We start from the raw sequence: 23,570 nt of genomic DNA on the forward strand, positions 1-23,570 counted from the left end.
CCCGATCCGCGAAAGGTCTCCTGCCATGTCCCTCTTCGCAGCCTTGAACAGCGCCACGGCCGGGCTGCGCACGGTCCAGACCAGCGTCAAGCTGGTGTCGGACAACATCGCGCAGGCCAACGATCCGACCCGCACGCGCCACACCGCCCAGCAGTCGGTGGACGCCAGCGGCCAGGTCATCAGCACGACCTATCGCCGGGAAGTCGACAAGGCCCTGATGGCGCAGGTGATGGATCTGACCGCGCGCGACGGCGGGTCTCAGGCGACGGCGACCTACATGCAGCAGCTGGGCGACCTGATGCGGACGACGAACGGCACGCCCCTGCTGAACGACTATGCCGGCAAGTTCCAGGCGGCGGTGAAGACGCTCGCCACCTCGCCGGAGGACGAGACCGCGCAGTACCAGCTGGTCCAGGCCGCCGACAATTTCTCGCGCGAGATCCGCCGCGTCTCCGAAGGCGTGGAGCAGCTCGACCGCGACATGAAGACGGACATCACCAAGTCGGTCGACAAGGCCAACGAGCTGCTGAAGCAGATCAACGCGATCAACAACGACACGGTGTCGCTGCAGGGCCAGGGGTCGGCCGCCAACGCCGTCGCCGACAAGCGCGACGGCCTGATCCGCGAGCTGAGCACCTACATGCCCGTGCGCACCGTGGAGCGGCCGGACGGCCGTCTGGCGATCTTCACCCCGTCGGGTCTGGCGCTGGTCGATGCCCAGCCGGCAAATCTTTCCTATGACGGCGGCAACATCAACCTACAGGTCGGCAATCAAGTCACCTCGATCAACAACCACCTGACCGCCGGCAAGCTGGGCTCGCTGATCCAGATGCGCAAGGACGGCTCGACGACCGAACCGCCGACGCCGGCCAGCGGCGACCCGACGGCGGAAATCGTCCGCAAGCTGCGCTCCCAGTTGGACGAATATGCCCAGGCCTTCACCGGCCCGACCAAGCCCGGAGAGCCGACCAGCTTCGCCGACGCCTACGACGAGTCCGCCCCGGCCGCCGACGGCGAGCAGATCAACCAGTTCTTCACCGGAAACGACCGTTTCACCATCGCCGTGAACGCCAAACTCGTGGACAACACCGCGAAGATCAAGCGGGCCGCCATCGACGGCATGGTCACGGCCATCAACGCGTCCGGCCGCAATTTCAGCGCCGACGGCCTGCAGTTGAAGGACACCAGCTACAGCGCCATGGGCAGCGCCATCACCGGCACCTGGATGGCCGCAGCCAAGTCCGCCAACACCGCCAGCGAGTCCAACAAGGCATCGGTGCAGCTGCTGTCCGAACGCTACCAGTCCCAGACCGGCGTCAACATCGACGAGGAAATCGCCCAGCTGCAGCAGCTCCAGACCTCCTACCAGGCTTCGGCACGGGTCATGCAAGTGGCCAATGCAATGTTTGATGCGCTGGAGGCGGTGGTCCGATGAGCTCGATAACGGGAGTCAGCAGCTACTCGAAATATCTGAGTCTTGTCCGGAACCTGTCCGGCGGCCAGAACGACATCAACCGGCTGTCCGAACAGCTGACCACGGGCAAGAAGTCGGTCGATCTCAACGCCTATGGGCCGGAGGTGCAGAAGCTCCTGGACCTGCGGGCGGAGATGGCGACGAAGGACAACTACATCCAGAGCATCAACACCGCGGCCCCGCGCGTCAAGGCGACGGACAAGGTGCTGACCTCCCTGGAATCGATCGTGTCGAGTTGGACCTCCGGCACGACCTTTCCCTTCCAGCCCGGCTCCGCCAGCGTCTCCTCGGCGATCAACACCAATCCCGAGGGGATGAAGGTGGCGATCGATCCCGCCAAGTCGAAGCTGACGGTGGGCGCCAAATACACGGTCACCGCCGTGCCCTCGCAGCAGGGCGGCAACGGCACCTTCGACGTGACGGTGACGGACGGGCTCGGCGGCAAGACCACCCGCGCCATCAACCTGGGCACCACCCCGCCCAACGACGGCAAGGGCTACAACTTCAACATATCCGGCGGCCCCGGCGAGGGCGCCATGCTGAACCTCAGCTTCGACACGCTGAAGGCGGCGTCCAGCAGCAGCTTCAACGTCTCCTTCCCCCAGGCCGATCAGGTGAAGGACCGCGCCGAGGGCGCGATGCGCGACATCCAGGCGCTGCTGAACCAGCGCTTCGGCGACCGCTATCTGTTCGCCGGTTCGCGCTATGGTACGGAACCGGTCACCGACCTGCTGGCGACCAAGCAGACCAGCAAGATCACGCTGAACGGCGCCGTGGTGAACACCGACGATTACTTCGAGGTGACCATCAACGGCCAGACCTTCAGCCATCAGGTCGCGTTGGGGGACCCGAAAACCTTGACCGCCGTCGCCAAGGCCTTGGCCGACAACATCAACACCACCGCTTCCCCGCCTCTCCCGATCACGGTGTCGAACTCCAACGGCATCATCACGCTGGTCGGCCAGGATCCGGGCCAGAAGTTCGACCTGTCGGCGCGCGTCGTGAACTCCGCCACGGTGGAGAACAGCGTCGATACGCCCTCGACCACCCAGGCGCCGACGGCGGCCCTGCCGCAGATCGACCGCTTCACCCTGAACGGCGCCGCGGTCGACATCGGCGACACCTTCGAGTTCACGGTTGCGGTCGGCGATCCCGACGATCCGTACAACCAGAACTACTACACCCGGAACCCGACCGCGCCGCACGACCTGCCGCCCTACCAGGCCTACACCGTGCGCTACACCGTCAGCGACACCGATTACGCCGCCGGCGTCAACAACGTCGGACAGGTCGCCGACAAGCTGCGCCAGCAGTTCGCCACGCTGAACCCCGCACCTCCGGTGACCATCGACGCGGTGGGCAACGGGCCCGGCATCGCGCTGACCAGCACGGGTTTCGCCGATCCCACCAATCACCCCAACCGCACGTCGCTGTTCTCCACCTCGGCCAAGGTGACGAACGGATCGCTGGAGAACACCATCACGGTGGGAACCCTGCCGCCGGAGCAGGACAGCCTGATCAATGTTCCCTACGCCGAGCCGCCCGACCTGCCCTTCTACGACGCCGAATATCTGACCAAGGGCAAGAATGCCGAGGCGTACCGCAAGTCCCAGGTGACCATCGACGACAACCTGAACGTCACCTACGGCGTCAGCGCCGACGACAAGGCGTTCCAGACGCTGGTCAAGGCGATGCAGCTGGTGCGCACGGCGGCGGCCAATCCCGGAAAATGGACCGAATACAGCACCCAGGCGCGCGAGATGCTGACCCAGGCCACCGATCAGATCAGGTCGATCCACGCCAAGGTCGCCTCCGACGGCGCGACGCTGGAGACCATCAAGGACTCGCACACGGAGTCCGTCGCCACCCTGACCGAGCGCATCGCCAAGATCGAGGGCATCGACCAGAACGAGGTCGCCGCAAGGCTGAGCAGCGCGATGAACGTGCAGCAGGCGACCTATGCCGTCGCCGGCCAGACGCAGAAGCTGTCGCTGCTGAACTATCTCGCCTGACGAAAAAGGGCGGCCGACCCGGCCGCCCCCTGTTTCCTCAGACCTCCGGAACCGTCACTTCGAACGGCCGGCCGACTGGGTGAAGTTGTCGTAGGGCAGCTCCGCCACGCGGAACCACAGCTGCACCTCGTCCAGGAACGGCTTCCAGCTGTCGTAGACCGCCTTGAAGTCCGGGTTGGTCTTGGCGATGTCGTCGTACAGCTCGTAGGCGATCTTGTGGGCGGCCTCCATCAGGTCGCGCGGATAGGGGCGCAGCAGGGCGCCCTTGGCGACCAGACGCTTCAGCGCCCGGGCATTCTCCGCGTCGTAACGGGCGGTCATCGCGCTGTTCGCCTCGGCGCAGGCGGCGGTCAGGATCGCCTGATAGGACTTGGGCAGCGCCTCCCATTCCTTCTGGTTGATGTAGAGCGAGACCTGCGGCCCGCCTTCCCACCAGCCCGGATAATAGTAGTACTTGGCGACCTGGACGAAGCCCAGCTTCTCGTCGTCATAGGGGCCGACGAACTCGACGGCGTCGATGGTGCCCTTTTCCAGCGCCGGGTAGATGTCGCTGCCGGCGATCTGGGTCGGGGCGGCGCCCAGCTTGGCCATGATCTGGCCGGTGATGCCGGCGATGCGGATCTTGAGGCCGTTGAAGTCGGCCAGCGACTTGATTTCCTTGCGGTACCAGCCGCCCATCTGGGCACCGGTGTTGCCGGCCGGGAACTGCACGATGCCGTGCTTGGCGAAGAAGCTGCGCATCACTTCCTGGCCGCCGCCATACTGGTACCAGGCGTTCTGCTGGCGGGCGTTCGGACCGAAGGGAATCGCGGTGTCGAAGGCGAAGGTCGGATCCTTGCCGACATAGTAATAGCCGCAGGTGTGGCCGCACTGGACGGTGCCGTTCTGCACGGCGTCCAGCACCTGCAGGCCGGGCACGATCTCACCGGCGGCGTGCACGCGGATCTGGAACTTGCCGTCGGTCGCCTCCGACACGCGCTTGGCGATCATCTCGGACGTGCCGACGAGGATGTCGGTGCTCTTCGGGAAGCTCGACGCCAGACGCCATTGGATGGTCGGCTGGCTCTGCGCGATGGCCGGGGCCGCGAGGGTCGAGGCGGCGACGGTCGAAACGGCACCGACACCGGCCTTGGTGAGAAACGCTCTTCTTTCCACTCCCGCTACTCCGCAAGATTATTGCTGTCGCTGACGATTTCCATGACCCGCGGTGAATCAGGGAATTACAGCGGCTTAGGCGAGAGTGTAACAAATCATCCGAAGCGGCGCCCTGCATCGCATAAATGTGCATGCCTGCCTTTCGAGGGTGTCGGCGACACCCCCGAACAGCGTATGCGGCCAAGTGAGGACGGCAGGTTCAGGACGGCAGCCGCAGGCGCCCCAGGTAGACCGACAGCGGCGGCATCACCAGCGTCCGGCCGTCGGCCGTCGGTTCCGGCGGCAGGGCCCCCGGCGCGCGCGGCACCGGCAGGGCTTCCGGCTCGCCGCGCCCGCGCAGCGCGAATTCGGCCGGGCGGTCGGCCATGTTGAAGACGGCGAGCAGACGCTCCTCCCCGAAGACGCGCTCGAAGGACAGCACGTCGCCATGCTCCTCCACCGCCGCCACCGTGCCGGTGCGCAGCGCCTCCAGGTCACGGCGCAGGGAGAGCGCGGCACGCCACACCGCCAATCGGCTGCCGGCGGTCCGTTCCTGCCGGTCGACCGCCAGATCCAGATGGGCGTCCGGCACCGGCAGCCAGGGTTCGCCGATGGTGAAGGCGGCGTTGGGCTCGTCGGCGCGCCAGGGCATCGGGGTGCGGCTGCCGTCGCGTCCCTGGAAATCGGGCCAGTAGGTGATCCCGAAGGGATCGCGCAACTGATGCTGTTCGAGCACCGCGTTGGGCAGCCCCAGCTCCTCCCCCTGGTAGAGGCAGACCGTGCCGGGCAGCGATGCCGCCAGCATCGCCAGCAGGGCGTTGAAGGATTGCGGGTCGGCGCCGGCCGGCAGCCATCGGCTGGCGGCACGCTCCACATCGTGGTTGGACAGGCTCCAGCAGATCGCCTCCGGCCGCGGCACCGCGGTCAGGGCCTGGGCGAAGCCCTTGGCGCTGAAGGGCTGCTTGGCCAGCGACAGGCTGTAGGCGGCGTGAAGCCCCTGCGGCGAGCAGTAGGCCGCGATGCGCTGGCCGGCGCCGGGCTGACTCGACAGTTCGCCCAGCAGGACCCGGTTGGGGTAGCGCTCCACCGTCTCGCGCAGGCGGGCCAGGATGCCGCCGATGGCGGGGTGCATCATGTCGTAGACATGCTGCTGCAGGGCGAAGGGCTTCAGCGGCGGTTGCGGCTCGCGCCAGAGCGCGGCGGGGTTGGAGCGAAGCTGCGGGTCGTGGGCGAAAAAATCCACGGCATCGATGCGAAAGCCGTCGACGCCGCGCTCCATCCAGAATTCCGCCGTCTCGCACAGGGCGTCCATCACCGCGGGATGGTGCAGGTTCAGCGCCGGCTGGCTCGACAGGAAATGGTGCAGGTAATATTGCCGGCGCCGCGGCTCCCAGGTCCAGGCCGCGCCGCCGAACACCGACAGCCAGTTATTGGGCGCCGTCCCGTCGGGCTTGGCGTCGGCCCAGACATACCAGTCGGCCATTTCCCCATCGCGCGACCGCCGGCTGTCCACGAACCAGGTATGGGCGTTGGAGGTGTGGCCGCAGACCAGATCGACCAGCACTTTCAGGCCCAGCCCATGGGCGCGCTCGATCAGCCGGTCGAAGACGGCCAGATTGCCCATGCGGGGATCGACCGCCCGGTGGTCGGCGACGTCATAGCCGAAGTCGGTGCGCGGCGACGGGTAGAAAGGGCTGATCCACACCCCGTCCACCCCCAGCGACGCCACATGGTCCAGCCCCTCGATCACGCCGTCGAGGTCGCCCCAGCCGTCGCCGCCGCGGTCGCGGAAGCTGAGCGGATAGATCTGGTACAGCGCCGCCCCGTTCAGCCAGGAGATGTTCGGGCCGGACGACTGGGACAGGGTGATGGTGGTGGTCAAGGCAGCAGGCTCCGCGCCGGGGTTGGCGATCCCGGCGTAGCGCTGCCGGTTCACCACCCAAGCTTCCCCCGCCATGGCTAACGAAAGGTTAGCGGCCGATCGTGATCACAGGCCCTCCCCTTTCGTACAGCTCGGCCGGATGGACAGGATCTTGCGGCCGGGTACGTGCAGGCTTGGCCGCTCCGCCACGCTGCGGCTATACCAGCGCTCACCAAGGGGGAGCGGGAATGCAGCGCGGCAGAGGGACGGCGACAGTGACGGCCGAGTCGGAGCGGCGGCTCGGCCGCTTCCGGCTGCGCGAGCTGATCGGCCGGGTCGGCGAGGCCCGGCTGCACCGCGCGCTGGATGCGAACGGGCAGGCGTTGGCGCTGTGGACCATCCCGCTGGCACGGCTGTGTGCCGATGCCGCGTCGCTGGAGCGGTTCCGCCGCACCGCCGCCGCCACGGCCCAGCTGTCCCATCCCGCCATTCCCGCCGTCCTGGCCTCGGGCGAGCATGCCGGCACCGCCTTCGTCGCCACTAGGCTGGTCGAAGGGCGGACGCTGGCCGACCGGCTGGCCGACGGCGCCTTGAGCTTGGACGAAAGCGTCGCGACGCTGGACCGCGTGCTGGGCGCGTTGGACGCCGCGCACCGGGCCGGAATCGTCCATGGCGCGCTGGAGGCGGAGGCCATCCGCCACAGCGGTAGCTCCGCCATGGTCACCGGGTTCGGACGGACGGCGCTGACCGCGGCTCTGGCAAACCGGAGCCACGATCTTGCCGCCGCCGGCCGGTTGATCGAGCGGCTGCTGTCCGGCCATGACGACCACCCGGCGGTCGCGTCGCTGCTGGAGCAGGTGCGGGAGCGCGGCGCCGCCGCCTTCCCGGATGCCGCATCGCTTCGGCGTGCCGTCGCCGGCCTGACCGGCACGCCCCTTCCCGCTTCCGTGGCGACGCCGAAACGCGCACGCCGCTGGCCGCTGTGGCTCGGCGGGATGACGCTGGCGGGTGGGTTGGCGGCTGGCGCGGTGCTGATGAACCGGCCGGTGCCGACCCTGACCACCCCCCTTTCCTCGCCGCCCGCGACCGCGACAACCGCTCCCGTCACTGCTCTGGCCACTGCTCCGGCTGCAGCGACCTTGCCTCCCCCGGAGCCCGCTCCCGCACCCGAAGTGCCGGTTGCGCCGCGACGACCTCCGGTGGCGGCGGTGGCGCAAGCGTTGCGGGGGATACCTTGCGCGCTGGTGACGGTGGAGGAAGCCGGCGGACGGCTGCTCGTTTCAGGGACGGCAATGGGGGCACAGGCGGAGACTGCAGTGCGCGAGGCGGTGGAAGCGGCGGCAGGCGGCTGGGAGCATGGCTTCGACCTCGCCGCCGCCGATGCGCGGTTCTGCGGGCCGCTTGCCAGCGTCGCCGCGGCGCTGGACGCCAACCGGGGATTGGCGGAACCGCTGACGGCCAGATTGGCAACAGCGGAGGCGGCATCGGCGGAGGGAATCGGACCGCAGCTCAGCTCCGGCGATGCGCTGATTCTGGAGATCAGGGCCCCGGCACGGCCGGTGCGGATACAGGCCGATTACTTTACGGTCGACGGCACCGTCATCCATCTGCTGCCCAACCCTTCGGACAGCGGCACGGCACTGGCGGCGGGGGCATCGCGGCGGCTGGGCGACCGGGCGGATGGCGGGCGTTACTGGACCATCGGCCCGCCCTATGGCAGCGAACTGCTGCTGACCATTGCCACGGCGGAGCCCCTGTTCCTAACCCCGCGGCCGGAGCAGGAAGCGGCGGCCGACTATCTGGCCGCCCTGGTGGAGGCGCTGGCGACCTTGCCGGACGACGCGCCGGCTACGCTCGCTGTCGCCCGCTTCATCACCACCGGACCGTGACCCCCGCCCGTTCCCGTCAGGCGTTGGCGGTGAAGCGCCCGACCACCACCGTCACATTGTCCTGCCCGCCGGCCGTGTTGGCGGCATCGACCAGGGCGGCGGCGGCGCGGGCCGGGTCGCGCTCCTCCGTCAGGATGCGGGCGATGGCGCCGTCCGTGACCATGCCGTTCAAGCCGTCGGAACAGATCATGACGACATCGTCGGGGAGCAGCGTGTGGACGGCGACCTCCGGTTCCACCTCCTCGCCGGTGCCGAGCGCACGGACGATGATGTTCCGCTGCGGCGGCGTTCCCCGTCCGCCGTTGTCGAGCCAGATCTGGTACAGGCTGTGGTCGCGGGTCAGCGTGCGCAGGTCCCCGTCGCGCAGGCGGTAGACCCGGCTGTCGCCGGCATGGAAGGTCACCATCTGGGCCGTGCCCGGAACCCGCCAGAGGCCGGCGACCGTCGTGCCCATGCCGCGCCCCTGGGCGAATCCGCGAGCGACGTTCAGGTCGTGGATCGACCGGTTGGCCATCTGCACGGCCGACCGCGCCACCGACAGCGCATGGCCCACCGCCGGTTCCGTCGCCGCCGGGTCGGTCTGGGTCCGGTCGATGTCGTCGCGGTCGACCACGGTGATCGGCTCCGACGGCGCATGATCCTTCAGGAGGCCGGAAATCACCTCCACCGCCTTGCGGCTGGCGATGTCGCCGCCGGCGTGGCCGCCCATCCCGTCGCAGACGATCGCGAATTCACCGATCGCATCGACGTGGAAGTCGTCCTCGTTGCGGGACCGGGTACGCCCGACGTCGGTCAGCCCGGCGGCGGTCAGGACAAAGGCGGTGTTGGGCATGCAGGCGGCGGCTCCCGTCTCGCGAACGTCTGGATCCATGGAGGCTGGACCGATTTTCTTGGACCGGCTCCATCGGGACCGGAGCCTCGGCCTTTCGCCCGATAATGGCGCAAGCATTTGAAAAGATACAGCGGGGATTGCCGGCAGCGGACGATTGCGCCGGGAGATAGTTCGCGTACGGAATCCATGCCGCCGAACGGCCGATTGGCCTGTCTTGCCCATCTGTTCTTGGAAACCGGATGTGGTACTGTTGGTCCAGACACCGTCATACGGAGGATGGCCCGCCATGGTCGGCAACATCGGCATCGCGCTCAGCGGCCTGACCGCGCAGACGCGCCGTCTGGACGCGTCCGCCTCCAACGTCGCCAACGTCCGCTCCACCGGCGCCGTCCCGGTGGCAGGCGGCGCGGTGGCAGGCGGGACACCCGGAGATCAGCGGGCGCCCTATCAGCCGCTGGCGGTGGCCCAGGCCGATGCCAACCCCGGCACGCGGGCGACCTTCACGCCGATCACTCCGGCCTATCTGCAGGAATACGCGCCGGACGACAGCGCCGCCAATGCCGATGGCATGGTCGCCGCACCGAACGTCGATCTGACGAAGGAGCGCGTCAATCAGATCGCGGCCAACCGGGCCTATGGCGCCAACATCGCCGTGGTCCGAACCCAGGACGAGATGCTGACGTCGCTGCTGAACTCGAAAGCCTGAGGACCGGAAGCGGCCGGTTCCGACCGTATCGGTCAGACGCTGATGTTCAGGTTCTGCCCGCGCGTCGGCGTAACGTTGCCGCCGCCGCTGCCGCCCTCCACGAGGGCCGCGACCGTCGCCTGCTGCTGCTCGGCATTCCGGTTCAGCGCCTTGACGCCGAAATCCATCTGGCCCTGCACCTGCTTCAAGGCGATTGCCGCACCGGCGGTCGAGGAGGCGATGTCCATGCCCATGACGGAACCCTTGGGAGAGGAAGCTCTCAGATCACCACATTGACCCGCGCGGCGGACGTGCCGGCGGAAACAGCGGTGCTCGTCGCCGACTGTGACACAGACGCCGCCGCGGCGGAAGCATCAACGCCGCCCGCCGAACCGGCAGCACCGCTGAGCCATCGGCCGCTGCCGATCGAGTTGCCGGCGTTTCCAGGGCCGGAAGCCGCTGACCCGGCCGCCGAACCGCGACCGTAGGCCGCGGACGCCATGCCCTCGGCCCGGCCACTCTCCGCGCCACCGCCCTGCGATCCGCCACCCTGAGCCCCGCCGACCGTCAGTTTCAGCAGGGCGGCGCGTTCCGCGTTCTTTTCCTGCTGCTGGGCTTCCTTGTACTGCTTCAAGGCCGCCTCGGTGGGGATCTGCGAGACGGTCTTTCCGTTCGCCGGATCGCGGTACAGCATCACCAGCCGCGAGGCATCGGTATCGTAGCTGAAGGCGATGGTCGGGAAACGGTTGACGAGAGGCTCCGCCTCACGCGCCTCGGCGGTCGGACCGGAGGTGGTGGCCGGAATCCGGGCGCCTGCCCCACCATCGACGGCATCGCTGCCGCGGGGCGTCATGAAAGCGAACGGCCGTGAGACCGTCGATGTGGCGGATGCCACGTTCATGACCGGCTTACCCGAATCTGTGATAATCGGACATTAAATTACCGTAATCCCGGCACGCCGTAAAGGCTTTCTTTACTCTTATTTGAGTTTGCGAAACCAACCCATATGGCGAAAGGGGAATACTCAATACGGGAGTATTCGTGCCGGAATGCGGAGCTGCCGTTGCGCGGACTTGCGGCCATGCCCTCGGGCATCCTAAAGGGTTGGCCCATGGCCACGATCCTCGAAGCCCTGACTCTCGCGCTCGATCTGCACCTCGCCGGCCGCTTCGGCGAAGCGCAGGAACTGTATACCCGCATCCTCGACGCCGAGCCGGAACAGCCCGACGCGCTGCATTACCTGGGCGTCCTGGCCGGGCAGATCGGCCATGGCGACTTCGGCCTGACCCTGATCGACAAGGCCATCGTCCTGCGGCCGGAGGCGGCCGATATGCGCGCAAACCGGGCGAACCTGCTGCGCGGCCTGAACCGGCTGGACGAGGCGGAGGCCGGCTATCGACGCGCGCTGGCCCTGCGCCCTGACTTCGCGGAGGCCTGGACCGACCGCGCCTTCGCCTGCCACGGCGGCGACGCCGCTGCCGTCGATGTCGCGGCGGACCTGCTGGAACGCGCCCTGCGGATCGAGCCGTCGCTGGAGCCGGCACGCGAGAAGCTCGTCGCCCTGCTGCACGCGCGCGGACGGCTGCGGCTGGAGACCGGGCAGGTGACGCCGGCCCTGGTCGATCTGATCCGCGCGGCATCCCTGGAACCACAGGACGCCGACATCGCCTTCCTGCTGGGCAATGCCCTGTTTGCTGCGGGGCTTCGGGCGGATTCGGTGATCGCCTTCCGCAACGCCCTGGCGCTGGTGCCCGACTTCCTGTCTGCGGCGCTGAATCTGGGCATCGCGCTGGCCGCCACCAACCGCGCCGACGCAGCCCTCGCGCCGTTGCGGCACGCCGTCCGCATCGATCCGACCCATCCCGCCGCACGCGATACGCTGGCCCTGGCGCTGCGGTCGCTCGGACGCGCCGCGGAGGCCGACGTCCTGACGGCGCCCGCCGCGGAGCCCGCACCGGTGCGCAAGCCGGCCGGCAGGCGGCCATCCCCCCGCCGGCCCCGCAAGACCTAGCCGGCAGGCCGTACGGCCAGAACCACCAGCCCCATCACCGGCTCCCCGCTTTCGAAGCGCAGCCGCTCATGGTCGCAGCGCCGCAGTTCCAGCCCCGCTCCCGCCAGCGCGCCGCGCACATAGGCTCTAGCATGGGCATAGCGCCCGTGGGTGGCGACGCGGTGCGGACGGCCGTCGTCCGCAGCCAGTTCCTCGACCGTGAAGGCCAGCCGGCCGCCGGGGCGCAACGCCGCGCGCGCCGCCGCGAATGCCTCGTCCAGCACACCGAAATAGCAGAACACGTCGGCGGCCATCACGAGGTCGAAGGCCCCCGGCGCGCCGGCAAGAAAGCCGACCAGTTCCGCCGCGTGCAGCTCGTCGTAGAGGCCGCGGGCGCGGGCGCGCTCCAGCATGCCGTCCGACAGGTCGACACCCACCAGACGCCGGGCGCGTGGCCGCAGCCGGGCCGCGCACAGCCCGGTGCCGCAGCCGGCATCCAGCACGTCCAGGCTGCCGTCCGCCCTTTCGCCCGCCAGCAGCTCGGCCAGCAGGGCGGGCGCGCGGTAGTCCAGCTCCGCCAGCTTGCGGTCGAACTCCTCCGCGAACAGGTCGAAGGTCTGGCGCACATAGTCGTCGGGCGCCCGCTGGTCGGCCTCCTCGCCGGCGATGGCGGCGCCGATATGGCGGGCCAGCGGATTGCCGGGGTGGTCGCGCCGCCAGCGCCGGGCAAGCTCCGCCGCCTCCTCCGTGCCGCCCTGTTCGTGCAGCAGGTAGAGCACGGCGCCGAAATTGTCGTGGGCGTCGGCCCAGTCCGGCCGCAGCGACAGCGCCCGCCGGTAGCACGCCGCCGCCTCGCCGAAGCGGTCGAGGTCGCGCCACAGGTTGCCGCGGTTGTTCCACGCCTCCGCATGGTCCGGCCGCAGGGCCAGCGCACAGCGGAACGCGTCCTCCGCCTCCACCCGCCGTTCGGCCTGCCGCAGGACGGAGCCGAGGTTGTAGTGCGCCATCCCCTCGTCCAGGCCATGCGCGATGGCGGCGCGATAGGCGGCGGCGGCCTCGTCCAGCCGGCCCAGCGCGCGCAGGGCGTTGCCATGGTTGTTGTGGGTTCCCGCCAGCGTCGGATCGGCGGCCAGCGCGCGGGCGTAGAGCGGCTCCGCCCCCGCCGGATCGCCGGCGGCGGCCAGCGCATCGGCCTGCCGGCTGAGCCGGACGGCCGGCGGCAGTGCGCCCGCCCGCAAACCCGTCCTCCGACCACCGCGCAAGGACAAGCGTGACCCGGCCATTGCGTCTACTCCCGCCTTAAAACGTTGTGGATATCAATGGCATCTTTACCGTGATCCACCGATGATGGCACTCCCTTTGAGGGAACGGGCATCTGGGATGGGGCGGAACCGTGGCGAAGGACAGCAACAGGCTTGCGCAGGCAGTCGCACACCATCAGGCCGGGCGCCTTGCCGAGGCGGAGCACGGCTACCGCGCGGTGCTCTCCGCCGACCCGCAACATCCCGATGCGCTGCACCTGCTGGGCGTGCTGTCCCTGCAATCCGGCCGCGCGGCCGAGGCGGTCGAGCTGATCGGCAAGGCGCTGCAACGCTCCAGGGGGGTTCCCGACTACTGGGACAATCTGGGCAGCGCGCTGATCGCATGCGGGCGTGCGGCCGACGCAGCCCAGGCCCACCGCACCGCCGCTACGCTCGACCCCGGCGGAGCACAGCGGCGGCACAATCTGGGCAATGCCCTGGCCGCCCTGGGCCGCCACGGGGAGGCGGAGCGGGCCTTCATGCTGGCGCTGGCGCTGAAGCCGGACTATGCCAAGGCCTGGTACAATCTCGGCAACGGCCGCGCTGCGGGGCTGCGCCATGCCGACGCCGCCGTCGCGCTGGATCGGGCGGTCCGGCTTTCGCCCGGCATGGCGGAGGCACACAGCAATCTGGGCGACGCGCTGGCGATGATCGGCCGGCTGGACGAAGCGGTCGCGCAGTACCGACTGGTGACGCAATCCAGGCCCGACTACGCCACCGGGCACTACAATCTGGGCGCCGTCCTGCAGCAGAAGGGCGCCTATGAAAGTGCGGAAATCGCCTATCGGCAGGCGCTGAAGCGCAACCCGCGCCACAGCGCCGCGCTGAACAATCTGGGCAGCGTTTTGAAGCGGCTGGGCCGCCCCGATCAGGCGGAGCTGTGCCATCGGCAGGCATTGGACCTGCACCCCGACTTCGTCGAGGCGCGCTACAATCTCGGCAACGCTCTGCAGGCGCAGGGGCGCTACGAGGAGGCGGCAGCCTGCTTCGAGGACGCGCTGGCGCAGCAGCCGAATCTCGCCACCGCCACCTACAATCTGTCGCTGCTCGCCCTTCTGCATGGCGACCTGCCGCGCGGCTGGACCGGGTACGAGCGGCGCTTCGCCGCCGGGGAGGTGATGCCGAACCGCCGGATCGCCGCTCCGCGCTGGGGAGGCGAGCTGCTGCGTGGCAAGCGCCTGCTGATCTGGCGGGAACAGGGCGTGGGCGACGAGATCCTGTTCGCCTCCTGCTATCCCGACGTCATCGCCTGGGCGGGCGGACCGGTCACCATCGAATGCGACCCGCGCCTGCTGCCGCTGTTCCGCCGCTCCTTCCCCGGCGCCACCGTCCGGGCGGAAAGCTGCACCGGTGACGCTTTCGGCGCCATCCCGCAGGAAACCATCGAGCCGCCCGACTGTCATCTACAGGTCCCGGCCGGCGACCTGCCGCACCGGCTGCGCGAAAGCCTGTCCGCCTTCGAACCGCAGGGTCCCTGGCTGACGCCGGACCCCGCGCTGGTGGAAGGCTGGCGAGAGCGGCTGGCGGCGCTGGGCACGGGGCTGAAGGTCGGCATCGGCTGGCGCAGCCAGCTGATGACGGCGGACCGCAAGGCGTCCTACGTGATGCTGGAGCATTGGGGACCGGTGTTCGCGGTGCCGGGCGTGGTGTTCGTCAACCTGCAGTATGGCGACTGCGAAGCCGAGCTTGTGGCGGCGGAACAGCGCTTCGGCGTGCGCATCCATCGTTGGTCCGACCTGAACCTCAAGGACGACTTCGACGGGGCGGCGGCGCTGACGGCGAACCTCGATCTGGTGATCTCTCCCGCCATGTCGGCGGGAGAACTGGCGGGCGCCCTGGGCGTTCCGGTCTGGCGCTTCGGCCGTCGCGAATGGACCCAGCTCGGCACTGGCGTCCGCCCCTGGTTCCCCGCCATGCGCCTGTTCCAGCCCAACGCAGGTGAGGAGTTGGAGGCAACGATGCAGGCCATCGCCAAAGCCCTCCGCGCCGCGTTGCCGGAGGGCGCCTTTCCGCAGCCCACGCAGTCGTCCCCCCCGCCCGCACCGCCTGCCGTCCAGTCTCCGCCGGCCGGCTTCGACGCCCTGCTGAACGACGCCGTGGCCCTGCACCGCGCCGGACATGCGGCGGAGGCGGAGGCCGCCTACCGCACCGCCATCGCCGCCGACCCCGCGCGCGCCAACCCCGGCCATGCCGATGCACTCCATCTGCTGGGACTTCTTCTGCACCAAACGGGACGAAGCGCCGACGCCCTGACCCTGATTTCCGAAGCGTTGCGCCTCGATCCCGTCTTCCCCCATGCCTGGAACCATCTGGGCCTGATCCACGAGGCCGAAAAGCGGCATGCCGAATCCTCCCGCGCCTTCGCCCGCGCGCTGGCGCTGCACCCTGCCTTCCCCGAAGCCCTGACCCATCTGGGTCTGGTTCATCAAATCGGCGGGCGGGTGGCGGAGGCCATGCGGCTGCACCGCCGCTCCATCGCGCTCCAGCCCGAGAATTCGCCTGCTTTCTCCAATCTCGGACATGCCTGCGAGTTGGAAGGACGGAGCGGCGAGGCGATCGCTCTTTACCGGCGCGCACTGGCTCTCCAGCCGGACTCCGCCGATGCACACAACAACCTTGCCACCATGGCAATGTACGCAGGGCAACAGGAGGAGACGAGGCACCATCTGCAATACGCCTTGCGGATCGACCCTGGATTCGCGCTCGCCGCCTGGAATCTCGGGCTGATCGACCTGACCGGCGGCAGCCTCGCCCGTGGCTGGGACGGCTATGCCCGCCGCTTCTCCGCCCGGCAATTGCAGCGCGCCCGCAGGATCGACCGTCCGGTGTGGAATGGGGAGGGCTTGCACGGACGCCGGTTGCTGGTCTGGTCGGAACAGGGGGTGGGCGACGAGATCCTGTTCGCCTCCTGCTTCGACGCGCTGCAAGGGCTGGACGGGCCGGTGACGGTCGAATGCGACCGGCGGCTGGTCAGCCTATTCGCCCGCTCATTCCCCGGAGTCTCGGTGCGGGCGGAAACCACCGACACCGCCGGACGGGAGACGGTTGACCCACCCGATTGCAACCTGCAGATGCCGGCCGGCAGCCTGCCCGCCCTGATCCGCGACCGGCTGGACCGCTTCCCGCCCCGCCCCGCCTATCTGCGCCCCGATCCGGAACGCGTCGCGCTATGGCGGGACCGGGTCGCCCACCTGCCCGGCCTGAGGGTGGGGCTGGCCTGGCGCAGCCAGATCGTCACGGCACAGCGCGCCGCCGCCTACACGGGTCTGGCCGACTGGCTGCCTCTGCTGGACCTGCCCGGTGTCAGCGTCGTCACGCTGCAATATGGCGACTGCGCTGCCGAGCTGGCGCGGGTGGAAACGGCGACGCGCCGGCTGCATCGCTGGGACGACCTGAACCTGAGGGATGATTTCGAAGGGGTGTCCGCCCTCATCGCCAATATGGATCTGGTGATCGCACCGGCGACCGCGGTGGGCGAACTGGCCGGGGCACTGGGCGTTCCGGTCTGGCGGCTGGGCACCCGCGACTGGACTCAACTGGGCGCCGGCGTGCGGCCCTGGTACCCGTCGATGCGGCTGGTCCAGCCCGTTCCGGGCGAAGGGTTGGCTGCCGCAGCCGTGCAGGCGGTGCGCGCGCTGGCCGCGCTGGCACCGGCCTGATGCCCGCCATCGGCACGCTGCTGGCGCAGGCCTTCGACCACCACCAGACCGGCGGCTTCGAGGAGGCCGAAGCGCTTTACCGCCATGTTCTGGAGAGCGATCCGGCCAACACGGAAGCACTGCACCGCTACGGACTTCTGATTGCCCAGCTCGGCCGGCTGGAGGACTCCGATGCGCTGCTCGCCCGCACCCTGGTGCTGGAGCCCGCCGATGCCGAGGCTGCGGTCAACCATGCCAAGATCCTGCGCGCGCTGGGGCGGCCCGACATGGCGGCTCGTCGTTTCCGCCATGCCCTGGTCCTGTCCCCCGTCCTGCTTGCCGCACAGGAGGGGCTCGGCCATGCGGAGCGGGAGCGCGGGGACGCCCCGGCGGCGGCATGCGCCTATGGCCGGGCAGCGCTGCTCGGCGCCGGTGCGGCCCTGCTGCATCAATGGGGAATCGCACTCGACGGCCTCGGCCGCTCCGGAGAGGCGGTGACGGCGCTGCGCCGGTCGGCCCGGCTCGACCCGAGCGTTCCTTCGGTCGCCGCGCGACTGGCTGCGATCCAGTACCGGCTGGGCCGCCTTGGCGAATCCGCATGGTGGTATCGCCGCATGCTGGTCCTTCAGCCCGGCAATGCGGATGCCCGGCACACACTGGACGTCATCGCCGGCCGCGTCGTCGGCCACGGCAATGGGCCGACTCAGGCATAACCCTTCGGGTCAAAGGGTGAGATGGCCTCCGGTTGGTGTTGCGCAAAATGATTTCAAGATCCCACCCCTGCGACCCACTGTCATACAACCGAACGGTTGAGGCACTTTTTCGCATGGTTTGACCGCATAAAACGCAAGATTAGGGTTGTTCTGCGGTTCGGATGGGTGAACACTCATGTCACCGGCCCGTCACATTGCGGCGGGACACGGACTGATCCTATGGAGAGCGACTCATGCACACTGAAGCTCGCCTTTCGTCTCTGCAAGAAAAGCACATGCGCCTTGATCGCGCGATCCTCGATGAGGAAAAGCGGTCCTGGCCGGATGACAGCGCGGTGAAGCGCCTCAAGCTCGAAAAGCTGCACGTCAAGGAAGAGATCGATCGCCTGACGCGCTCCGGCACGATAAATTAATCCCCCCAATCACAGCATCGCCCCTCAACGGGGTTACGAAAGCCGGGTTGAGGCGATTGGCCTCACCCGGCTTTTTTAATGGCCGCTTTTTTAATGGCGGCTTTTCAACGGTAGCGTTTACCGGACTCCGCTCAGCCCGCCGGCTTTTTGAGGCGCGACAGCTCCGACGCCACTGCCGGCAGCAGATCGGCAACCTGCTGCCCCGGGCGGGTCCGGAACAACCGCATCGACGGGAACCAGGGCCGCACGGCCGTTCCCAACGCCGTCCAGTCTCCCGCCCGCGCCAGCCGCCAGACCGGGACGCCCAGCGCCGCCGCCAGTTCGCCGGTCGAGGTGGCAGGCGCGATCACCAAATCCAGCGCCGACATCAGCGCGGCGGTACCGTCCAAGTCGTTGCGCAGGTCGAGGTCGGGGAACAGCCCCGGCGCTTGGCCGAAGGCCTTGGCCGCCGCCGCCAGTTCCGTCCCGCAATCGCCATATTGCAGCGTGATCGGCACGAGGCCGGGCAGGGTCAGCACCGGCCCCCAATCCTCGATCCGCGTGTAATCGGGCATGCGGTCCGGATCCAGCTGGCCGCTGCGCCAGGCGATGCCGACCCGCAGGCCGTCCCCCAGCGCGGCAAGCCGCCGCCTCCATTCCCGCACCGCCGCCGGATCGGCCCGCAGGACTGGTTCGACCCCGGTGAAGTCGGCCAGCGTGCCCCCGAGGTGGCGCGACAGCGAGCCGATCGCAGCATGGCAATCGACCTCGGCAGCGCGTTCGTCCGGTGATGCCGGACGGGGACGGACCGTCGTCTGCGGGAAGGAGCGGGCGAACAGCGGGACGAAGCGCGGATCGCATTCCACCACCACATGCCCGGCACGGGCGATCAACTCCGGCAGGCGCTGCGCGAACATCAGCTCGTCGCCGATGCCCTGCTCGCGCCAGACCAGGATCCGCTTGCCCGCCAAATCCTCTCCGCCCCAGGCCGGCACGCCGGGGCGGCGGGCCGCCGTCACAAGATCGCGCGTGTCGAAGCGGCGGTCGTAGCCGCCCCACCCCTGCGCCAGCCGTCCGGCGGCGAGATGCAGCACCCCGCCGTTGAAGGCGGCGGAAGCGTGGCCGGGCTCCACCGCCAGGGCGCGGGCGCAGGAAAGGCCGGCCGCCGCATCCTCTCCCAGTTCGCGCAGAAGCCTGCCGCGGTTCGCCAGCCCGTCGGCCAATGCCGGCTGCAGCGTCAGCGCCAGGCGCCCGGCGCGGTCCGCAGCATCCGGACGCCCGAGGCGCCGCAGAGCCACCGACAGGTTGATCCAGCCGGCCACCAATTGCGGCGCCCGGCGCAGCGCCTGGACATGCGCCTGCTCCGCTTCGCCCCAGCGGCCGAGCCGCGCCATCATCGCGCCAAGATTGTCATGTGCTTCGGCCAGTTCAGGGTCGGCGGCGACCGCCCACCCCTGCACCCGCAGAGCGGCCCCGCTCCGCCCCTGCCCGTCCAGGGCGTTGCCGAGATTGGTCAACGCCACGGCGTCGGCCGGGTTGAGGGCGAGCGCCGCCCGGAAGCTCGACGACGCTTGCGCGGCCCGGCCGAGCGCCAGGCGGACATTGCCGAGGCTGATATGCGCCGTCGCATATCCGGGGACAGCGGCCACCGCGGCGGCGATGCGCGGCTCGCCCCTTTCCGATGCGCCCAACTGGTGGTCGAGCAGGCCGGACAGGTGCAAGGCCACCGGGTCCCGTGGTCGGCGGGCGAGCACACGCCCATAGAGGGCGGCGGCCCCGGCCGCGTCACCGCCGCGGTGGGCGGCGACCGCCTGCTCCAACAGATGGTCGGGGTCGCTATCGGGAATCGGGGCGGGAACCGGGGCCGGATCGGCGGCTTCGCCATCTCCGGCCTCCACGCCTGCCGACGGCCCGCCCCCGCCTGGACCAGCATTGTCCTGTGGCGAAGCACAGTCGCGCAGAGCCTTGGCGATCCGCCCGAGCGCCGCCTCCAGCCCTTCGCCGGGGGTGGGCTGGAACAGGCGCATGGCCGGGAACCAAGGGCGGACGCCGGTGCCGAACTGCGTCCAGTCGCGGTGGCCGAAGCGCCAGACCGGCACCCCCAGTCCACCCGCCAGTTCCCCCGCCGACATGGCCGGCGAGATCACCAGATCCAGGTTCGCCGTCAGCGCCGCCGCACCGTCGAAGTCATTCCGGAGATCCAGGTCGCCCCAGCGGTGGATGCGCACGCCGAAACGCTCTTCGGCCGCCGCAAGCTCGGCTTCGCAGTCACCGTATTGCAGGTTGACGAACACCACTCCCGGAACGGCGAACAGCGGTCCCCAATGCTCCAGCATCACGTAGGAGGTCTTGCGGTCGGTCGTCATCACCTGGCTGCGCCAGCCGATGCCGACCCGCAGCCCCGGTCCCAGCGCCGCCAGCCTCTCGCGCCAGCGCTCCACCAGCGCCGGGTCGGAGACCAGCCAAGAGCTTTGCGATCCGAAGGAGGACAGGCTGTCGCGCAGCAGTCCCGGCAGGTCGCCGGCCGCCACATGGGCGTCGACGTCCGGCGGTACGATCAGTTCCCGGCCGGTCTCGCCGACCGACTGCTCCCGCACCGTCGCCGTCGGGAAGGAACGCGCGAACAGCGGCACCAGACGGCGATCGCACTCGATCACCACATGGCCGGCACGCGCGATGAGCGCTGGAAAGCAGGAGGCGAACAGGATTTCGTCACCCACCCCCTGCTCCCGCCAGACCAGCAGGCGCCGGCCGGCAGGCGTCTCGCCGCGCCAGGGCGGAACGGCGATCCGCCGGCTCACATACCCTTTCGCCCGGAAGCGCCAGCGGTAGTCATCCCAGCCGCCGGCAAAATCCCCGCCGGCGAGCCGCAGCAGGCCGCGGTTCAGATGCGCGCTGCCCAGTGCCGGATTGATCGAGAGGGCCAGAGACATCCAGGGTTCGGCGGCATCCGCATCCTGGCGGTACTGCCAGATCAGCAAGCCGAGATTGCCGGCGGCATCCGCATTGCTGGCGTCGATCGCGAGCGCACGTCGGTGGGCCGCCTCCGCCTCTTCGATACGCCCGCGCATCTGCAGTGCCAGACCATAACCGGTCAGCGTCTCCGGCCGGCCGGGGTTGATCGCCAGCGCACGCCGGTACAACCGCTCCGCCTCGGCCAGATCGTCGCCGTCCAACCGCCGGCTGGCCATATTGGCATAGGCCTCTGCATTCCTCGGCTCGGCCGCCACCGCACGACGATAGAGATCCTCGGCCACATCGGCCTGCCGCATGGCGCCGTGGACGCCGGCCAAATTGATCAAGGCCTTCCCATAATCGGGACGCAGCCGAAGGGCGCGGCGGTACCATCGCGCCGACGGCTCCGGATCGGCGTCGGGGTCGTACCGGTTCTCCAGCGCGGTGCCGTGGTTGTTGACCACCATCGCGTCGTCCGGGCTGAGCGCCATCGCCCGGCGCAGGACCGGCGCCGCCGCGTCGGGATCCCCCAGGTCGAGCAGCGCCACGCCCAGATTGTTGCAGGCGCCCTGCATCGTCGGCTCGTGCCCCAGCGCATGTCGGAGCCGGGCGACGGCCTCCGGCAGGCGGCCCAAGCCCTGCAATGCGGTGCCGAGCGTGAAATGCAGCAGCGCGTTGCCGCCGTGGGCCTCCGCCGCAGGCGCCAGGACATCGCGGGCTTCCCCATAGCGCCCCTGTGCGTTCAGCATCACGCCCAGTTCGACCGACAGTTCCTCGTCCGCCGGGGCATCGACAAGCGCGCGCCGCAGGCAGTCCTCGGCATCCGGATGGCCCAGCCCGCGCAGGCAGATCGCCAGATGGCGCCACGCATCGGGATAGGATGGGTTGGCCTGCACCACCGCGTAGAATGCATTGGCCGCCGGTGGGATCCGGCCCAGTTCCCGTTGCAGGATGCCGTAACTGAAGCGGGCCGTGATGTTGTCCGGCCCGTGGGTCAGGGCGCGGACATAGTCCTCGACCGCCTCCTCCCGCCGGCCGAGCCGCCGGAGAACCGTTCCGCGGTTGTTGTAGGCTTCGACATAATGGTCGTCCTGGCCGACCGCCCGCGCATAGGCGTCCAGCGCATCGTTCAACCGGTCCATGTCCGCCAGGATATTGCCGAGACTGTTCCAGGCCACCGGGAAATTGGGCTGCACCGTCAGCGCAGCCCGCAAGCGCTTCAACGCCGCGGCAGGCAGCCCGGCCTGGTGGATGATCAAAGCCGACAGGTGCAACGCATCGGCGTTCGCCGGATCACCGACCAGGATCCGGCGATAGAGGGCCAGCGCCTCGGCAAGCCGGCCGGCCCGATGAAGCGGCAATGCGGCGTCGAGAAGTTCGGCGGTGGTCACGGCATCCGATCGTTTGCCGGTGCATCGTCGTCGTCGTCGCCCGCCCCGCCGTCAGCGGCTCCGCCATCGCCGGACTTAAACATCTTGCGGCAGAGTTTCAGCGCCCGGTAATAGTTGCGGGCTTCTACGAGGCGTTCGATCTCGCCCAGCGTCTTGGCGGCATCGGGCCGCGCCTGGCGCGTTTCGTCAAGGATCGATGCGAAGCGCTGGAGGTTCAGCGTCGCATCTTCCGGAAAGATGTAGACGAGCTGGATGACGAAATAGAGCTTCTTCTCGATGCAGTCGATCTGCTCTTCCTTCAGGACTTCGCGCCCTCTCAGGAAATTTGCGGTGTTGTAGAGAAAGAATGAGCCCGGACGGTCGCCGGCACCGATGACGGCGCCGTTGATGATGACCTTCTCATTGGGACGAAGAACGAACTTGAGCGGCATGAGTGCGGAACCCGGGGCTTGCGGACCCTTGCCGTCCGGCCTTTGCCGACCCGGTCGGGTCCAAAAAAGAAACGGGCGGCGGCCTGATGCCGCCGCCCGCCGGGCGTGATCCTACCCGAACTCCCTACCCGAACTCTACGCCTTAGAACAGACGCAGGATCGACTGCTGCGACTGGTTGGCCAGCGAGAGGGCGATGGTGCCGAGCTGCTGACGGGTCTGCAGCATCAGCAGGCCGGCGCCTTCCTCGTTCTGGTCGGCCAGCGTCAGCTTGCTGGCGCCTTCCGACAGCACGTTGCTGAACTCCTTGGTGAAGTTCTCGCGGGTCGTGATGATGTTCAGGTTGTTCGACAGCGACTGCGACGCGGAGCGGATCGTCGCCTTGGCGTTGTCCAGGCCGGCAACCGCCTTATCGATGTCGGCGCGGTCGGTCCAATCGTTCTGCGCCTCGTCGAGCTTCAGGCCCTGGCCGCTGGTGGTCAGGTTCACGGCGTTCACGGTGATCGAGTTGGTGTTCGTCTCGTTCAGCTGGACCGTGATGTCGTTCGACGAGTTGGCATCGGAGATCTGCTTGGTGACGATGTTGGCCGAGCAGTTGGCCGACGCCGCCTGCTTGATCGTCGCAGCATCGACGTTCACGTGAACGGTTCCGCTGTCGAAGGCGAACGCCTGGTCGCCGCCGGCCAGCTTGCCGTCGCCCTGCTCGTTCATGCCGTCGCGGGTGACCTGGGCACCGTTGGAGTTGGTCACCTGGATCTGCAGGTCGACCTTCTTCTCGATGGTCGAGATGCCGTTGCCCTGGTTGTTCGACGCTTCCAGCAGCTTGCGGTCGACGGTGAAGGTCACCACCGTGCCCGACGCGAAGCTTTCCGAG

The 23,570-nt window shown here is 68.9% G+C and carries 17 protein-coding genes; 8 read left to right on the forward strand and 9 right to left on the reverse strand.

The features are described from left to right. Positions 1-25 precede the first annotated feature (25 nt). Positions 26-1,435 (forward strand): flagellar hook-associated protein FlgK, encoded by a 1,410-nt coding sequence (gene flgK / locus VD964_RS08345; RefSeq protein ID WP_324867474.1) that lies wholly within the window; start codon positions 26-28, stop codon positions 1,433-1,435. Continuing rightward, positions 1,432-3,486 carry a hypothetical protein gene (locus tag VD964_RS08350; protein ID WP_324867476.1) on the forward strand — a complete coding sequence of 685 codons (2,055 nt, stop codon included), beginning with the start codon at positions 1,432-1,434 and terminating at the stop codon, positions 3,484-3,486. The genes flgK and VD964_RS08350 overlap by 4 nt, the downstream gene beginning before the upstream one ends. A gap of 54 nt (positions 3,487-3,540) precedes the next feature. Here VD964_RS08350 and VD964_RS08355 read toward each other — a convergent pair whose 3' ends face one another. After that, the gene (locus VD964_RS08355) at positions 3,541-4,641 is read right to left on the reverse strand and encodes a TRAP transporter substrate-binding protein (RefSeq protein WP_324867478.1); all 1,101 of its coding nucleotides are present in this window, start codon (positions 4,639-4,641) and stop codon (positions 3,541-3,543) included. Between the two features lie 199 nt (positions 4,642-4,840). Then, on the reverse strand, positions 4,841-6,559 hold the full coding sequence (locus VD964_RS08360) for an alpha-amylase family glycosyl hydrolase (RefSeq protein WP_324867481.1): 1,719 nt from the start codon (positions 6,557-6,559) through the stop codon (positions 4,841-4,843). 197 nt (positions 6,560-6,756) lie between these two features. Here VD964_RS08360 and VD964_RS08365 point away from each other — a divergent pair, with 197 nt between their 5' ends. Beyond that, positions 6,757-8,370: a serine/threonine protein kinase gene (locus VD964_RS08365; protein ID WP_324867483.1), complete on the forward strand. Its 1,614-nt coding sequence runs from the start codon at positions 6,757-6,759 to the stop codon at positions 8,368-8,370. Positions 8,371-8,386: 16 nt separating this feature from the next. Here the strand turns inward: VD964_RS08365 and VD964_RS08370 are convergent, their stop codons facing one another. Continuing rightward, on the reverse strand, positions 8,387-9,241 hold the full coding sequence (locus VD964_RS08370) for a PP2C family protein-serine/threonine phosphatase (protein WP_324867485.1): 855 nt from the start codon (positions 9,239-9,241) through the stop codon (positions 8,387-8,389). A 247-nt stretch (positions 9,242-9,488) separates the two neighbouring features. On the opposite strand from VD964_RS08370, the gene VD964_RS08375 reads away from it, so the two are divergent. Next, positions 9,489-9,908: a flagellar basal body rod protein FlgC gene (locus VD964_RS08375; RefSeq protein WP_324867487.1), complete on the forward strand. Its 420-nt coding sequence runs from the start codon at positions 9,489-9,491 to the stop codon at positions 9,906-9,908. A gap of 32 nt (positions 9,909-9,940) precedes the next feature. Here the strand turns inward: VD964_RS08375 and VD964_RS08380 are convergent, their stop codons facing one another. Together VD964_RS08380 and VD964_RS08385 are read right to left on the reverse strand one after the other, a co-directional pair. Then, entirely contained in the window at positions 9,941-10,141 is a 201-nt protein-coding gene (locus VD964_RS08380) for a hypothetical protein (protein WP_324867489.1), read from the reverse strand. Between the two features lie 26 nt (positions 10,142-10,167). Further along, positions 10,168-10,788, reverse strand: a complete 621-nt coding sequence (locus tag VD964_RS08385; RefSeq protein WP_324867490.1) for a hypothetical protein — start codon at positions 10,786-10,788, stop codon at positions 10,168-10,170. A gap of 210 nt (positions 10,789-10,998) precedes the next feature. On the opposite strand from VD964_RS08385, the gene VD964_RS08390 reads away from it, so the two are divergent. Further along, positions 10,999-11,898 (forward strand): tetratricopeptide repeat protein, encoded by a 900-nt coding sequence (locus VD964_RS08390; protein WP_324867493.1) that lies wholly within the window; start codon positions 10,999-11,001, stop codon positions 11,896-11,898. Here VD964_RS08390 and VD964_RS08395 read toward each other — a convergent pair. Beyond that, positions 11,895-13,115, reverse strand: a complete 1,221-nt coding sequence (locus tag VD964_RS08395; RefSeq protein ID WP_324867495.1) for a tetratricopeptide repeat protein — start codon at positions 13,113-13,115, stop codon at positions 11,895-11,897. The genes VD964_RS08390 and VD964_RS08395 overlap by 4 nt on opposite strands. Positions 13,116-13,270: 155 nt before the next feature. Between VD964_RS08395 and VD964_RS08400 the strand changes: the two genes are divergently transcribed. The 3 genes from VD964_RS08400 to VD964_RS08410 all read left to right on the forward strand — a co-directional run bounded on the left by VD964_RS08400 (position 13,271) and on the right by VD964_RS08410 (position 17,942). After that, positions 13,271-16,837: a tetratricopeptide repeat protein gene (locus tag VD964_RS08400; protein ID WP_324867498.1), complete on the forward strand. Its 3,567-nt coding sequence runs from the start codon at positions 13,271-13,273 to the stop codon at positions 16,835-16,837. After that, positions 16,837-17,529 (forward strand): tetratricopeptide repeat protein, encoded by a 693-nt coding sequence (locus VD964_RS08405; RefSeq protein ID WP_324867500.1) that lies wholly within the window; start codon positions 16,837-16,839, stop codon positions 17,527-17,529. The genes VD964_RS08400 and VD964_RS08405 overlap by 1 nt, the downstream gene beginning before the upstream one ends. Positions 17,530-17,762: 233 nt before the next feature. Next, entirely contained in the window at positions 17,763-17,942 is a 180-nt protein-coding gene (locus VD964_RS08410; RefSeq protein ID WP_044551486.1) for a YdcH family protein, read from the forward strand. Positions 17,943-18,073: 131 nt separating this feature from the next. Here VD964_RS08410 and VD964_RS08415 read toward each other — a convergent pair whose 3' ends face one another. The 3 genes from VD964_RS08415 to VD964_RS08425 form a co-directional block, all read right to left on the reverse strand. Continuing rightward, positions 18,074-22,267, reverse strand: a complete 4,194-nt coding sequence (locus tag VD964_RS08415; RefSeq protein WP_324867503.1) for a tetratricopeptide repeat protein — start codon at positions 22,265-22,267, stop codon at positions 18,074-18,076. After that, complete coding sequence (locus VD964_RS08420; RefSeq protein ID WP_324867505.1) at positions 22,264-22,698, reverse strand: flagellar biosynthesis repressor FlbT; 435 nt, start codon at positions 22,696-22,698, stop codon at positions 22,264-22,266. The genes VD964_RS08415 and VD964_RS08420 overlap by 4 nt, the downstream gene beginning before the upstream one ends. A 142-nt stretch (positions 22,699-22,840) precedes the next feature. Further along, positions 22,841-23,570, reverse strand: a 730-nt coding sequence (locus VD964_RS08425) for a flagellin (protein WP_324867507.1), incomplete at its 5' end; no start/stop codon positions are given.

The organism is Azospirillum sp. (genome assembly GCF_035628975.1).
Lineage (GTDB): Bacteria > Pseudomonadota > Alphaproteobacteria > Azospirillales > Azospirillaceae > Azospirillum.

What these genes read in the sequence shown, in the direction of transcription:
- flgK (WP_324867474.1), top strand. Translation starts at nt 26, where the DNA reads ATGTCCCTCTTCGCAGCCTTGAACAGCGCCACGGCCGGGCTGCGCACG.
- VD964_RS08350 (WP_324867476.1), top strand. Translation starts at nt 1,432, where the DNA reads ATGAGCTCGATAACGGGAGTCAGCAGCTACTCGAAATATCTGAGTCTT.
- VD964_RS08370 (WP_324867485.1), bottom strand. Translation starts at nt 9,241, where the DNA reads ATGGATCCAGACGTTCGCGAGACGGGAGCCGCCGCCTGCATGCCCAAC.
- VD964_RS08375 (WP_324867487.1), top strand. Translation starts at nt 9,489, where the DNA reads ATGGTCGGCAACATCGGCATCGCGCTCAGCGGCCTGACCGCGCAGACG.
- VD964_RS08380 (WP_324867489.1), bottom strand. Translation starts at nt 10,141, where the DNA reads ATGGGCATGGACATCGCCTCCTCGACCGCCGGTGCGGCAATCGCCTTG.
- VD964_RS08385 (WP_324867490.1), bottom strand. Translation starts at nt 10,788, where the DNA reads ATGAACGTGGCATCCGCCACATCGACGGTCTCACGGCCGTTCGCTTTC.
- VD964_RS08390 (WP_324867493.1), top strand. Translation starts at nt 10,999, where the DNA reads ATGGCCACGATCCTCGAAGCCCTGACTCTCGCGCTCGATCTGCACCTC.
- VD964_RS08405 (WP_324867500.1), top strand. Translation starts at nt 16,837, where the DNA reads ATGCCCGCCATCGGCACGCTGCTGGCGCAGGCCTTCGACCACCACCAG.
- VD964_RS08410 (WP_044551486.1), top strand. Translation starts at nt 17,763, where the DNA reads ATGCACACTGAAGCTCGCCTTTCGTCTCTGCAAGAAAAGCACATGCGC.
- VD964_RS08420 (WP_324867505.1), bottom strand. Translation starts at nt 22,698, where the DNA reads ATGCCGCTCAAGTTCGTTCTTCGTCCCAATGAGAAGGTCATCATCAAC.